Here is a 14,036-nt window from a genome sequence, read left to right as displayed (position 1 = left end):
TTATCATTTAACAAGCCCCTCAAAAAATTACTGCGCTTTTACCAAGTTCGGAGGAGTTTGACCTTCCAACGCGGCAATGATATTTTCCGCCGCCATCTCTGACATTTTTGAGCGGGTTTCAATCGTCGCGGAAGCGGTATGCGGGGTTAAAACAGTATTAGGCAACTCGGCCAGCCCAGCTGCCAATTTAGGCTCTTCTTCATAGACATCCAAGGCCGCTCCTTTTATGTCTCCGTTCTTCAATGATTCGACTAAGGCCTTTTCGTCGACAATCGGACCGCGGGAAGTATTTACAAGATAAGCGCTTTTCTTCATCATCTTTAGCTGATTTTCCCCGATAAGATGCTTGGTCTCCGGCAAAAGAGGAACATGAACGGAAACAAAATCCGATTCTTTCAACAAATCTTCCAGGGTTTTATATTCAAGATGATATTTTTGTTCCAGCTCTTCATTTCTTGAAACATCGTAGTAAAAAACTTTCATTTCAAAGCCGTCGTGCATTCTTTTCGCCACTTCAGCGCCAATGCGTCCCAGCCCGACAAGCCCCAAAGTCTTGCCCAAAAGATCGTCCCCAAGAAAAAGCATCGGCGCCCAACCGATAAATTTTCCGTCTCTCGTAAACTGGTCCGCTTCCACCACTCTTTTGGAAATGGAAAAAATGAGGGCAATCGCGTGCTCGGCAACCGATTCGGTAAGAACGCCGGGGGTATTTGAAATCATTATTCCTTTTTCTCCGGCGATTTTTACGTCTATGTTATTGTACCCAACCGCGTAATTAGCAAAAATTTTCGCTTTCGGCGCCGCGGCAAACACTTCAGCGTCAATCGTATCCGTCAAAAGACAAAGCACCGCGTCATATTCTTTTGCCTGGAGAGCCGCGATAAGTTCGTTTTTAGCCAAAACTTTGTCTTCCTGATTTATGTCAATCTCATATCCTTTTTCTTTTAATTTGTTTATTCCCGCGTCAGGAATCTTTCGTGTGATGTATATTTTCATATGATTTATAATTTATTATTTCCAAAAAGCACTATTTTTTCTTTTGCCACTTTGTAAACTTCTTCAAGCGCCGGCTTTAAAATTTTGTATGGAGCGACTTCGTCTTTTTCTTCAGACAAAATTTTTCTCAAGGCATTTGTATATGCCATTCTTAACTCCGTATTCACGTGAATATTCGTTATTCCGGCTTCTATAGCCGCCCTTATCTGCTCATCGGGAATACCGGAACCTCCGTGCAAAACCAAAGAGACGCGCTCCGGAAGAATTTTTCTTATCGCGGCAATCCTTTCAATATCAAGCGCAGGCTCATCCAATGAAATGCCGTGGCTGTTTCCGTACGCGCCCGAAAAACGGTCTATCCCGGTTTTTTCCGCAAACTCCGCCGCTTCTTCCGGTTTGGTTAAATCTTCAGGTTTTATTTCAATTTTTTCTTTCTGGACTTTTGATTCTCCGCGCAGATATCCGAGTTCTGCCTCAACAGAAATCTCCGGATTCTTTGACTTTACGTAATCCGTCACTTCTCTCGTGCCTTTAATATTTTCTTCAAACGAAAGTTTCGACAAATCTATATGCACGGAATTAAATCCCGCGTCAAAAGCCGCTTTTGCCGATTCGACGCTTTTGGAGTGATCGGGATTCAAAAAAACCTGAATTCCAAATTCTTCTTCAAACGCCTTGGCCGCGTAAACGGCTTGTTTAACGCCAAAAAAACTCCGCTCTCCTTCGGAAAACCCGATCATGACAGGAAGTCCGAATTCCTTCGAAGCCATAACAATGGCGCGGAATTGTTCCAGATTGGAAGCGTTGAAGTGGCCCAATGCCCAATGTTCTTTTCCCGCCTTTAAAAAAATATCGCTAAGCTTTATTTCGTTTTTCATAAATTTCCGACAGATAAGCTTCGTTTTTCAAATCGATGTAGCCTTTCTCAAAATTTCTGAGTATAAGTTCTTCTGTTTCCGCTTCTCCTATAAAATCAAAGAAAATTTTATTCCACAGCGCTTCCTGATGATGATATAAATATTTAGTAAGCATATTCTTTTGCACCAAAGACATAACGGTATCCACCAGATTAAAACTTACGAGTATCTCCACTCCTGTTTCCGTGGGATAAAAATCCCCGATAAAACTCAAATCTTTCCAAAAACTAAGATCAAGACCGGCGTCTATTTCTTTGCCCAAATCGCTGATATTGTTTTCGGCTTTTTTCCAATGAAGAGCCTCGGGGTTCACGTGAGGCTCAAACAGGCGCCAATCGTTTGGGTCGTCTTTCGCGAGATATCTCTGGACAAGCAGCCATCTCTCTCCCGTATCTATTCCCGGAGAACGCTCGTCAACCACATCTCCGCGCAGAGAACTCACAAGCCTCGTGGCAAAATTTCTTCCTGCGCTGTATTTTCTGAAAAGCTTCGAGTAAAAAGATATTTCATGGAGATAATGGAGCACCAACGCCAGTGTCCTTAATGTTTCTCCGTTTATACCCAGAACCGCCGGAAGCACGAAGACAACGCCAAGCTCTTTCAAATGGCTTATATTATGATATTTTTTCTTCAAAAATTTCTCGGCGACTTCTTCCCATTTGGTTCCCAAAACAATCGTTTTTATTTCCCTTTCTTCAAAATCGTCGGGAGTCAAATTCTCGTACTGTTTGAAAAAAACATCATTGAGCCAATTCGCGTCCTCCATAAATCTCAGCCCGCAAAAAATTTCGTAAAGATTTTCTTTCTCCAAAAGCTGGCCGACATCTTGGTACCCCAGATTTTTAATAATATTCTGCGGAGGAGTATGCATCAAAAGTTCGCGCGCTTTGTCTTCTTTCAGAAAAAATCCTTTCCCCACATTCGAGATTTTTTGCGCCGCGTCCAATAAAGGCTGGCAGCCTTCCGGAGTAAGGCAAATAGGATGCCCCAGTTTAACAAAAAGATTTTTATCGTCTTCTTCTATCCTTTTAAGCAAAGACCCGTAAACTTCGCTCGCTCTGGAATTATTCGAACAACCCAGCTTAACCAGTTTTTCCTGAACTATTTTTTCGTTTTCAGCAATGATTTTATCAATAACATCGTTATGACCGACCAATTCGGTCAAAACTTTTTCCGCGCTAAGCACGGTATCTTTGTCCGCTCTCAAAATTCGAGCTAGTTTTTCGTATGATGTCATAAAAGATATTTTATCATTAAAAACCGCCGCTTCAAATACGCGGCAATTTAATTTTAATACTTTACAGCTCTTTTCTAAAGAGGTAGCTGGATAAAGCAAACCCCAGGCCTTTATGGAATTTTCTGGATTTTGCGTTATTTTTATCCACTGTCACTTCCATAATATCCGCTTTTTTGGACTTCGCGTAAAAAATCATCTCTTTGGCAAGTTTTCTGCCGATTCCGTATTTTTGAAATTCCGGCCTGATAACGATATAAGAAAGGGAAGAAACTCTTCTTTCCGGAAATTCCACCAGCCCAAAACCGCTAAACACACCTTCCCTTTCCGCTATAAAAATCCTGTTCTTGCTCTTTCTAAATGCCGGTTTTATCCTCTCGTCCATTATTCTTGAAACATTTCCTAAAATATCGCGGGATTTTTCCACTTCCATAAGATACCCGACCATTTCTTTAATTTCCGGCAAATCAGCTTCCACTGCGCTTCTTATTATGATTTTTCTGCCATTTGCCATATTTTAATTATACCAATTTAGGCAAATATCCCCTAAAACTTTTTAACGGTTTTGATTCCCTAAATCGTGAACATGTGTAAAAAAAGAAAAGGCTTATCCACGATATTGCTGTGGATAAGCCTAAATTTCGACCGCCTGCGGCGGAATTCAAGGGATCAAAAGCCCCAAGAATTTAAGACCTCAAGGGTCGGCTACTGCGAGAGGAAGCCGGACACCGAACCGAAGATGACGCTCGGGTGGCTAACGAGGTACGCGTCGAACTCGACCCTGCCGACGCCGAAGAAGAAGTAGTAGGGAGACCTGGAAAAGTCGCCATCGGCCTCCGGAGAGAACTCGTCGCCGGAGCAATCCATGTCCAGTTCCTCCCAACGGACGAGCCGTTCGGGGTGGGTCAGAACGATGGAACCGACTGCGAGACTTCCGAGACCGAACTCGTTGGCCACGAAGACCTCGCGAGCCCGACGGACCGACTTGCCACGATGGCGCATGCCGAGCTGGGCGGCGACGATCAGGATATCGCCCTTCTGCGTTTCGGCAATGAGATCAAACGCGTGCGCCGTGCGAGCGTGAACCCGCAACTGCGCCGGCGTGATCTGTCCCTTACGGCAGTTGTAGAACGACCGGGAGGCCGCGATCTTGGCGTGAACGAGCTGGACCGCCTGGCAATACTTCTGATCCGGATCGGTCACTTCGGGGAAGTGCTTCTTGGCCAGCGCGTCGACCGACGGAGTAGCGAACCATCCTGTCCACTTCAGCGCATCAGCCGGAACAAACGATTCCAGTACAGGCAAGTTCTTGACGAACTTGAGAGCCTGGCTCGGATCGAGATCGAAAATCTTGGCGATTGCCTTAATCAGGTCGGCGATCGGCTTCGGTCCCTTGTATTCCTTCGGGTACGTGCAGTTGGAACGAACTTCCTCGTTGGCGTACTGGTCGGACGTGGTCAGCTTGGCGATGAGCTTCGCGATCCCGTTTTGCGGTTCACCACCGCGCTCGTTGAGCCGCTGTGCGCGCGCGTCGTCGAGCTTGGATTTGTTGTAGACGGCCTCAAAGAGACCGGTTGCGTGGAGACCTTTCGGGTCTCGGCTGGTGATCAATGTCTGCGACATCGTCATCCTCCTATGTTTAAAATGTTTAAAATTGAAAGAACTATTACATTATTTAAGTATAACAAATATTAACCTTTATGTCAAATACCAAGGAGTCTCCTCTGGTGATTTTACCCTCTCCTTTATAAAAGTTTAAATTCAATAATTTTAACGATAGTATCCCGATCAACTTTGTCTCCGTAATATTTTTTATATGTTTCAAGCATTTCTTCCCTGCTTTCAAACTTTTCATGTCCTTCGAGGTCTTTTTCTTCAATTTCCCCGAATTTTTTCTCTCTTATTTTTATGATTTCAGCATCGGCAAATTTCTCTCCCGATTCCCAATCCATCAATTCCAGTCCATCGCCGATTTTTAAATTTTTATCGTCAAACAATCTCCACGTGACATTTTTCCTGCCCGCAAGAATTTCTTCTGCTAAAAAATGGCGGAATTTCAATTTTTTAACGATTTTATTTCCCATGGCAATGTTTGAATTTAGTTTGAATTTAACCTCGTGTCCGCAGAAATTACTTCTTAATCTTTGAAATATTATCAACCGTAATCCATGCTGACATTGCGCCAAATCCAGTCTTATCAATATCAAATGATTCAATCTCTTGAGGATTTTTCAAAAATATCAGCATGCAAAATTTCTTATCTTTAAATCTCTCGAAAAATTCAGGAATTTTTTCTTTCTCCAATCCATCATCGCCGCCGTATTCGTCCAAAATCTCCTTTACTCGGTTCGGAGTCAAATCAGTAAATTGCATAACTTTACTCACTTCAGCTTTCAATTTTACTGGCTCACCAGAATCTTTAAAGTAAACCGTTTCTCCTTCTTTTATTCTATCCCACGGCTTATATTTTACTGAATACCAACGCGATTCAATTTTTTTCTGACCGTTCAGGATTTTTTGAGTCAATCCCCAAGATTTTCGCATTATTGCTAAGTGCTCCATATTCTACTTCTACGCCCCATGACACCTCTTATATTTCTTTCCCGAACCACACGGGCATAAATCATTTCTACCCACGTTTGCGAAATTCGGCTGGCCGGAAACCGGTTTCGGCGCTTCCATGGAAACTGCGCCTTTTGTCGGCTCAACGTTTAAAAGCAACTTCACGAAAGTTCCGGCTATCGCGGCATCTAAATCCTTAAACATCCTCGCTCCCTCATTTTTGTATTCAACGAGCGGGTCGCGCTGTCCGTAAGCCCGAAGCCCGACGGACGAACGCATGTAATCCATGATCTCCAAATGGTCCATCCATAGCATATCGATAATTCTTAAAAGCAAGTTCTTCTTCACCCTGGCAAATTCATTTCCCCCGAATAAGTTTTCCTTTTCTTTCGTTCTGCCGAAATCTTCTCCGGCTTTTTCAAACATTTTTTTAGCGATATCGTCCAACTCTTCGCTCTCCGAAAAAAGTATTTTTTTGCGAAGACTGTAAATTTTCGTCCGCTGCTTGTTTAAAACATCGTCGTATTCAAGAAGATATTTTCTGGCGTCAAAATTCGCGCCCTCTATTTTGCTTTGCGCCGATTCAATAGCTCTTGAAACCATTCTGTTTTCAATGGCTTCGTCCTCGGGAAGTCCCAGCCTTTGCATAAGACCTTTCATTTTTTCCGAACCGAAAACGCGCATAAGATCGTCTTCAAGTGAAACAAAAAATCTGCTTTCTCCGGGATCGCCCTGTCTGCCGGAACGCCCGCGAAGCTGATTGTCTATTCGTCTCGCTTCATGGCGTTCGGTGCCAAGCACAAAAAGCCCTCCAATATTTCTCACTTCTTCAAATTCATCTCTATTGACAGGGTTGCCTCCAAGCACGATATCGACGCCGCGTCCCGCCATATTCGTGGCAACGGTCACATTTCCTTTTCTGCCCGCCTGCGCGATAATTTCGCCTTCCTCTTCGTGGTGCTTGGCGTTTAAAAGCCTGTGAGGCACTCCTTCTTTTTTTAAAAAAGCCGACAAAAGTTCGTTTTTTTCTATTGAAACAGTTCCCACCAAAACAGGCTGCCCTTTTTTGTGCCGCTCTTTTATTTCCCTCACAACAGCCATGATTTTTCCTTTCTCTGTCGGAAAGATGAAATCGGAATAATCTTTTCTCGACATCGGCTTATTTGTAGGTATAAGGACCGCGTCAAGATTATAAACTTTATGAAATTCTTCCGCCGAAGTCAGGGCTGTTCCCGTCATGCCGGAAAGTTTTTTGTACATCCTGAAATAATTCTGAAACGTGATGCTTGCCAAAGTACGCGATTCTTTTTGCACCGCGACGTTTTCTTTCGCTTCAACCGCCTGGTGAAGCCCTTCTGACCATCTTCTCCCCGGCATCAAACGACCGGTAAATTCATCTACAATAATAACTTCTCCGTCTTTTACGACATAATCCTTATCAAGTTTAAACAAAAAATTAGCCCTTAACGCCTGATTCAAATGGTGCACGTACTTCACGCCTTTTTCCGTATAGATATCGGAAATTCCAAGTAATTTTTCGGCCTTTTCAATTCCTTCTTCGGTAAGGGAAACTGCCCGCTTCTTTTCGTCTATTGTAAAATCCTGTTCCGCGGCAAGTCTCGGAACTATTTTCGCGAAAGTTTTGTAAAGATCCGCCGACTCTTCGTCGGGAGAAGAAATAATAAGCGGAGTTCTCGCTTCATCTATTAAAATTGAATCAACCTCGTCAACAACAGCGTAATTATAGCCGCGCTGAACCATTTGTTCTCCCGAATACGACAAATTATCGCGAAGAAAATCAAAACCGAATTCATTATTCGTGCCATAAACGACATCGGCCGCATACGCTTCTTTTCTGGAACACGGACGCAAAAATTCATGAATGACTTTAAAACTGCCTATAGTGTCTCTGGTTTTATCTAATTTATTTTCTTCGTTAATTTTATTTTGTCCGCTTTGCGTATGCTCCGGGTCATACAAAAAAGAACTTTCATGATTCAAGCATCCCACAGATAAATTTAGCGCCCGATATATCTGTCCCATCCACGCGGCATCTCGGCGGGAAAGATAATCGTTTACGGTAACCAGATGAACTCCTTCTCCGCTTAAAGCGTTAAGGTACGCGGGGAGTGTCGCCACTAAAGTTTTTCCTTCTCCTGTTTTCATTTCCGCTATTTTTCCTTTGTGCAAAATCATTCCTCCTAAAATCTGCACGTCAAAATGCCGCTGACCTAAAGTCCTTTTCGCGGCCTCCCTTACCGCGGCAAAGGCTTCCGGCAAAAGCGAATCAAGCGGCTCGCCCGAAGCGAATCGCTTTTTGAATTCATCAGTCTTGTTTTTCAGCGCTTCAATCGAAAGTTCGGAAAAAGTTTTTTCCAAATCATTTATTTTTTCAACTTCTTTGCGCAGGCTTTTCAAAAAACGCTCGTTTGAATCGCCTAGAATTTTAGTTAAAATACTCATTTTGATTAATTTCATCCTAGCAAAACGAACCGATCAAAAAAAGAGCCCCGGTCCGCCAAAGGCGAATCGGGGTCTTTTCGCAAAGAAGAAATATTATCTTTTCTTTTTTGTAGTTTTCTTCGCTTTCTTCGCTTTCTTTTTCTTAACCATTTTTTTCTGTATCTGCGTCTGATTAACAAATATCGACCACGAATATTTGTTTTCTACGCGGCTGACCCAGACGATTAAATCAGCAACGCGGAAATGCAGGGTGCTAAAAATTTTCAAAAAAAATTTTATTGCATTTCCTAATATAATTTTAGATAAAATTAACAAACAAATAAACAAAAAAAATCGACAAAACTGTGGATAACTTTAATATTTTTTATTTCATAAAAAATATTAATCGAATTTTATATCTGCTTTTAAAAAAATTCCTCCAAAAAAATTTTTGGCGGAATATTTTTTAAATTTTTATTTTCTTTTTAAATGTATCGCCTCAATCAAAGCCCACCAGAACCGTCTCTTCTTCAAGAGAAAAACCGTACTTGGAGGAAATCCTGTCTTTTACCATTCCCGCGAGCATCATCACTTCGTCGGCGGTCGCATTTTCTTCATTGACGATAAAATTGGCGTGTTCTTCGGCTATTTTCGCTCCGCCAATTTTTTTTCCTTTTAGCCCCACGGAATCTATAAGAAAACCGGCTGGGATTTTCGGCATTTCCGAATATTTTTTAAGTTCCGGAAATTTTTGAAAAATTTTATCCTTGTCCAAATCCTTTCTTTTCCATTCCACATTTTTAAAAAAACATCCAGCGGAACAACCTTTAACATGAGCCTCCGATCTTTCTTTTACGTACTGCTTCATGTCTTTGTCTATCGAATCTTTGTTTTTTCTTTTAAGTGAAAATATTGCGCCGAGGATGAAAAAATCCGAATTGTTTTTAAACATTGAATCGCGATAACAAAAATCGCATTCGTTTTTTGAAAAGTACAAAACTTTTCCGTTTTTCAAATCAAGCGCCTTTATTGTCTTCACCGCGTCCGAAGTCGCTTTTCCAAAAGCGCCGGCGTTTCCGCACACGGCTCCGCCGATTGTTCCGGGTATTCCGATTCCCCATTCAAACCCGCTTAAGCCGGCTTTGGCGGATTCAATGACAACTTTAGTAAGCGATGCTCCGGCATCAGCGTAAATTTCCGAATCTAAAATTTTTATTTCAGAACTTTTTATTTTTATAACGAGACCGCAAAACCCTTTATCAGAAACCAAGACGTTGGAGCCTCCGCCCAAAACGAAAATCGGCAACTCCCCGGTCGGCTGATTCTTTGCCCACTCGCAAAGTTTTTCTATCTCTTCAACGCTTTCGGCTTCGGCAAAATACTTCGCCGGACCGCCTATTCTAAAAGTGGTATACGGCGCGAGTAAAATATTTTTTTGAATATTAAACATAAAAAATTATATACTGCTCGCTTCCATTGAGCGGACAAGAAGGCAAAACCTCATATCTATGTCTTTATGTGAGTGCCATTTACTCTTGGCCGCTCGATAAAAGCGAAACTTCTTACATTATATTATATATGTATAAAGCGTCCAAATTATAAAAAGTTATCCACGGCATAACCAACTATTAAAAATAGTTTACTCATCAAATTTATTCACAAAAATATTGACTTTTTCTCTCAAATTTGCTATATAAACAATATGTGAGTGTTCTGTCGCTTCGGCGATGGTTCATCCTATGTCTGCGCAAAGCCCCGATTTTTTCGGGGTTTTGTGTTTCCTGCGGCGCTAAAAACAAATCCGACCCTTTTTAAAGGGCCGGATTTTCGTTCGATCTTTCAATGATTTTACTGCGTGGCGCTGAATACTTCCTGCAATTTCGCTCTTGTTTTTGGGCCCACATATCCATACCCCGCGTCACCGGATTTTGCCAGATTGTATTTTACCTGGAATTTTTGCACCGCTTTTTCAGTTAAAGAACCGAAATATTCGGATTCGTTTCCAGGAGAGCCGGCGCCCGATTCCGCGATTTTAGTGTCAGAATCAGAGTTCAAAAGCTGTTGCAAGCGTTTGACATCGGCATTGGTTGTTCCTTTGGAAAGCCCCGATGTGAAAACAGGAGAAACAGCGGAAGAAATTGTTGAAGTTTGTGTGACTGCGGCAGATTCCGTTGTTTGAGCTTGAGTAGACGCCTGTGTTTGAGTTTGTGTTTGTGTTGTTTGAGACGAAACGGTTGAAGGTGTAGCAGGAGCGGTATAACCATATCCGCTGCTGCCGCTACCACCTCCGCCTCCGCCGCCTCCTCCTCCGCCGCCAAAACTGCAAGCGCTGGAAGAAGGAGTTACCGTAACCGTCTGAGATGAATCGGAGGATTCGTTTTTAAGAACCAAAATGGATTGGCTCGTCCCACAGGAAAAACTCTGTTTGTATTCTGATGGAGAAACTGTAAAACCCCTTCTGTCGGTGGAAGAAATTGAAAGCTCCGCTGATTTTGGCATCACAACGGAAAAACTGGAGGAGCTAACGGTTATAGATTCCATATGGCTTACAGAGCTAACCGTAAAATTTACTCCGCCAACGGTAAGTATCGCAGAATTGCTAAGAATCACGTCGCTTGAACCAGCAAACGCAAACACGGGCAAAATCAAGAAAGAAATCAAAGATGTTATAATGTACGACCTCATGCTAAATAAATTTAGGCTTAATTAATTGACCCGTGATTATTACCTAATTGCCATCCAGTACCACGTGTCAGTGGTATCTATTGTTATGTCCGTAGAAGTTGAAGAGTTAAACACAGCAACTTGGATAACGTTACTCCCTGTTGACGAAGCGCTGCTGAAAACCATGTACTGGTCTAATTTGGTAGGAGTCATAAAAATTTTGTCTCCCGCAAGCACTCCTGTCGCAGTGCAATTAGTGGTAGTGGCCAAATCTGCGGTAAAAGCGCTTCCAAAATTCACCGTGCAGGTTCCGACAAGAACCTTATAAAGAGCGGAACCGGACGGACCGATTACCGCGCCATTGTAATGCGTTGTCGTCGCCGTAAACAACGCGGTTGTTGACGCCTGCAAAGTGCCCGTGAATAAATTCACGTCAGTGGCCGCGTCGCCGAAAGTGGAATTGCCGTAAGTGGTTAATCCGCTGGTAAACAACGCGGTTGTTGACGCCTGCAAAGTGCCCGTGAATAAATTCACGTCAGTGGCCGCATCGCCGAAAGTGGAATTGCCGTAAGTGGTTAATCCGCTGGTAAACAACGCGGTTGTTGACGCCTGCAAAGTGCCCGTGAATAAATTTACGTCAGTGGCCGCGTCGCCGAAAGTGGAATTGCCTGAAACAGTCAAAGCCCCTCCGGTAGTAATGTCAGTGCTGATTGTGGTAGAACCGCACGCAACAATTACAAAGAGAAAAGAAACGGCAATTGAAGCAGCTGCCGCCGGAAAAAATTTTTTCATCATAAATAAAAACTAATAATTTTTTCTTGTTTTTAATTTTAGAAAAGGGTCGACTCCCTTTTGTACTTATAATATTTATAATAATCTCAATCTTTATTATTTAACACGTGTGGATAACTTCCAATAATAAAAACCGAGTTTTCGGTAAAACCGAAAACTCGGATATATCGGACATTTCTATCGGACAAAAATTAAGGATTCCTTCCCTCTTTTATCTCGTTTATAAAATATTCTCCTTGTTCTTTGAATTCCGGATTTAATTCAATGGCTTTTTGAAGCTCTTCTATTGTTTTTACCCTATCGCCAAGCTGTAAATAAGTCGCGGCTAGGCTTATATGATACTGAGCATTCGTCGGCTCTTGTCTGATAAACTCCAGCCAAATATCTCTTACGCGATCAAAATGTCCTGTTTTCGCAAAAGCATTGAGCAAAGATTTATCGGCAATTGCCAAAGTTTTATATTCATTCAATAGAAGTTTTTCAGTCTCTTCGTGTTGACCATCCAACAAATAAACAATAGCCAAATTTCTAATTGAATCAGGGTTGCCATGAGCTAAATCATAAGCACTTTTTAAAATTTCCAATGCCTTATCATTTTGCCCCAGAGTCAAATAAACATCCGCCTTGGCAAAATAAAGCTGCTGTTTTTTTGGAGAAAGTTCCAGCGCCTTGTTCGCCATCTTGAGAGCATCGTCAATTCTGCCCGCTCTTAAATACAAAGACGAAAGCATTACAGTGGAACGGAGGTCTTTCGGATTATCGACAATTTGCTTTTCAATCTCGGAGATTGTTTTTTTTGAAAGGTCGCTTTTTTGCTGGTCAGAAAATGCGGAAGATTCAAACACCGCGTTTGTGTAAGCGACAAGCTGTTCGCGTCCTTCTCCTGTTCCAAAAGTTTTGTATGAAAAAACTTTTTCAAATACTTCCAAAGTTTCCGCCGGGTCCTGGCTGGACGAAGCTGTCTGCAAAGCTCCCAAAAGAGACCTGCATGCCAAAAACGGCTTTAGTGTGACAAAGTACAAAGACAGCAAAACCGCAAGAAACGCGAAAGAAATCGCGGTAAGCTTCAGCCCCTCCGATCCCCCGGAAATAGTTTTTAGTTCTTGTTTTTTAACTGAGTCGTTTGGGTTTTCTTCTTTATTTTTAGAAAATGAATACGAATAATTCACAAAACCCAAAACCGAAAAAAACATAAAATAAGAAGTAAGGTTATCGAAAACAAACAAATTGTGGAATCCGTACGCCGCAAAAAGAGCGATTATCGCCGATGTCTCAAACGAGCTTAGTTCGCCTCTTTTCATACTCTTCCAAAGCATGAAAATCGCTGAAATAAAAATACTCAGGTAAGCCAAAAAACCCAAAGAGCCAGCGCTTATGAGCCAGTCAAAGAATACGTTATGCGCGCGGTCAAACCAAGGTTCCTGTCGCCAAAGCTTAGGCTCAAAATATTTATTGAAAACGATATTGAAATTTTCCGGACCCCAGCCCAAAACCGGATGCTCGGAAAATCCCCTAAGGGACATCTTCCAAATGGTAAGGCGGGAAACCGTGGTCGTGTCGGAAAAAGAAAGATTGGCGAACCTTGAAAGAGTTTGGTTGTTTTGGACAAAAGAAGTGTTCCTTGCGAACATAAACGCGGAAACCGCGACAACCGCAAGGACAAGAATAGAAAAAGCCAGATAACGAATTTTTTTATCCTTGGAAGACAGGACCAACAGAATCCCCAGAAGAATCAATCCGCCCAAAAGACCCAAGATGGCGCCCCTGGTAGCGGTAAAGAATACAATAACCAGCTGGCTTGCCATTAAAATGGAGAGTAGAACACGGACCCATACATTTTTAAACCAACGGAAAAACAAAGCCGCTATAAAAAAATTAAAAACCATCAATATGGCAAGATAAGTGGCGTTTCCCAGTGTGGCATCAAGCCGGACTCCGCCTTGATGAATTTCCGTTTTGCCGGCGAGCTGAAAAAATCCATAAATGGAAAGTATAAAGCTAACGACCAGGTTGGAAGCAAAGAAAATTTTCCAATCTTTCTTGGATTTAAAAACACTGGTCAAAATCAAAAAATAAGCAAAAAGGTGAAAGTGGGCGACAAGCCCCTCCATTCTTTCGTAATTTGACCAAAAACTTCTGTAGGGGTTTTCGCCAAAAATAGTCGCTAAAACCAAAATAAAAAGAGTAGCTCCAAGAGCGTAGAACAAGGGCGTTTTTTTCGGGCGATACTGCTTATCAAAGACCGCGATTAAAACCCAAAGAAAAAACAAAATTTCCACAAGCGCTCTGAAAAAGAAATTCTTCCCTGTTATAAAAGGAAAGAAAAGCGAACCGGGAACAATCAAAGAGATAACAGGCAAAACCAAAAGCCCGGCTTTTATGACATTTGATACATACCTTATGTTTTTTGCAGACATTATTTACAAATT

At 42.2% G+C, this 14,036-nt stretch carries 13 protein-coding genes; 1 reads left to right on the top strand and 12 read right to left on the bottom strand.

Features of this window, described 5'->3' with window-relative positions:
- Positions 1 to 27: 27 nt before the first annotated feature.
- The 10 genes from PHC85_02635 to PHC85_02590 form a co-directional block, all read right to left on the bottom strand.
- Positions 28 to 996, bottom strand: coding sequence for a D-glycerate dehydrogenase (locus PHC85_02635; protein ID MDD5032984.1), 969 nt, complete (start codon positions 994 to 996; stop codon positions 28 to 30).
- A 5-nt stretch (positions 997 to 1,001) separates the two neighbouring features.
- The gene (locus tag PHC85_02630) at positions 1,002 to 1,874 is read right to left on the bottom strand and encodes a class II fructose-bisphosphate aldolase (GenBank protein ID MDD5032983.1); all 873 of its coding nucleotides are present in this window, start codon (positions 1,872 to 1,874) and stop codon (positions 1,002 to 1,004) included.
- Positions 1,852 to 3,150 carry a hypothetical protein gene (locus PHC85_02625; protein ID MDD5032982.1) on the bottom strand — a complete coding sequence of 433 codons (1,299 nt, stop codon included), beginning with the start codon at positions 3,148 to 3,150 and terminating at the stop codon, positions 1,852 to 1,854. The genes PHC85_02630 and PHC85_02625 overlap by 23 nt, the downstream gene beginning before the upstream one ends.
- A 61-nt stretch (positions 3,151 to 3,211) precedes the next feature.
- Positions 3,212 to 3,661 carry a GNAT family N-acetyltransferase gene (locus PHC85_02620; protein MDD5032981.1) on the bottom strand — a complete coding sequence of 150 codons (450 nt, stop codon included), beginning with the start codon at positions 3,659 to 3,661 and terminating at the stop codon, positions 3,212 to 3,214.
- Between the two features lie 191 nt (positions 3,662 to 3,852).
- Positions 3,853 to 4,776 (bottom strand): hypothetical protein, encoded by a 924-nt coding sequence (locus PHC85_02615; GenBank protein MDD5032980.1) that lies wholly within the window; start codon positions 4,774 to 4,776, stop codon positions 3,853 to 3,855.
- Positions 4,777 to 4,892: 116 nt separating this feature from the next.
- Positions 4,893 to 5,231 (bottom strand): ASCH domain-containing protein, encoded by a 339-nt coding sequence (locus PHC85_02610; GenBank protein ID MDD5032979.1) that lies wholly within the window; start codon positions 5,229 to 5,231, stop codon positions 4,893 to 4,895.
- A gap of 46 nt (positions 5,232 to 5,277) precedes the next feature.
- A complete protein-coding gene (locus PHC85_02605; protein MDD5032978.1) occupies positions 5,278 to 5,709 on the bottom strand; it encodes a hypothetical protein in 432 nt (143 codons plus the stop codon).
- A gap of 9 nt (positions 5,710 to 5,718) precedes the next feature.
- Positions 5,719 to 8,187 (bottom strand): preprotein translocase subunit SecA, encoded by a 2,469-nt coding sequence (gene secA, locus PHC85_02600; protein MDD5032977.1) that lies wholly within the window; start codon positions 8,185 to 8,187, stop codon positions 5,719 to 5,721.
- A 463-nt stretch (positions 8,188 to 8,650) separates the two neighbouring features.
- Complete coding sequence (gene murB / locus PHC85_02595) at positions 8,651 to 9,601, bottom strand: UDP-N-acetylmuramate dehydrogenase (GenBank protein MDD5032976.1); 951 nt, start codon at positions 9,599 to 9,601, stop codon at positions 8,651 to 8,653.
- 398 nt (positions 9,602 to 9,999) lie between these two features.
- Positions 10,000 to 10,542, bottom strand: coding sequence for a peptidoglycan-binding domain-containing protein (locus tag PHC85_02590; GenBank protein MDD5032975.1), 543 nt, complete (start codon positions 10,540 to 10,542; stop codon positions 10,000 to 10,002).
- 1 nt (position 10,543) lies between these two features.
- Here PHC85_02590 and PHC85_02585 point away from each other — a divergent pair, with 1 nt between their 5' ends.
- Positions 10,544 to 10,861 (top strand): hypothetical protein, encoded by a 318-nt coding sequence (locus PHC85_02585; GenBank protein MDD5032974.1) that lies wholly within the window; start codon positions 10,544 to 10,546, stop codon positions 10,859 to 10,861.
- A 14-nt stretch (positions 10,862 to 10,875) separates the two neighbouring features.
- Here the strand turns inward: PHC85_02585 and PHC85_02580 are convergent, their stop codons facing one another.
- Both PHC85_02580 and PHC85_02575 read right to left on the bottom strand, forming a co-directional pair.
- Positions 10,876 to 11,610 carry a hypothetical protein gene (locus tag PHC85_02580; protein MDD5032973.1) on the bottom strand — a complete coding sequence of 245 codons (735 nt, stop codon included), beginning with the start codon at positions 11,608 to 11,610 and terminating at the stop codon, positions 10,876 to 10,878.
- 188 nt (positions 11,611 to 11,798) lie between these two features.
- Positions 11,799 to 14,024 (bottom strand): O-antigen ligase family protein, encoded by a 2,226-nt coding sequence (locus PHC85_02575; protein MDD5032972.1) that lies wholly within the window; start codon positions 14,022 to 14,024, stop codon positions 11,799 to 11,801.
- Positions 14,025 to 14,036: the final 12 nt, after the last annotated feature.

The sequence above is a fragment of the Candidatus Paceibacterota bacterium genome (assembly GCA_028711505.1).
Classification (GTDB): domain Bacteria; phylum Patescibacteriota; class Minisyncoccia; order JAHISW01; family Tagabacteraceae; genus JAQTSC01.
The sequence above is the reverse complement of the archived record's forward strand: the minus strand, read 5'-3'. Positions and strand labels throughout refer to the sequence as shown.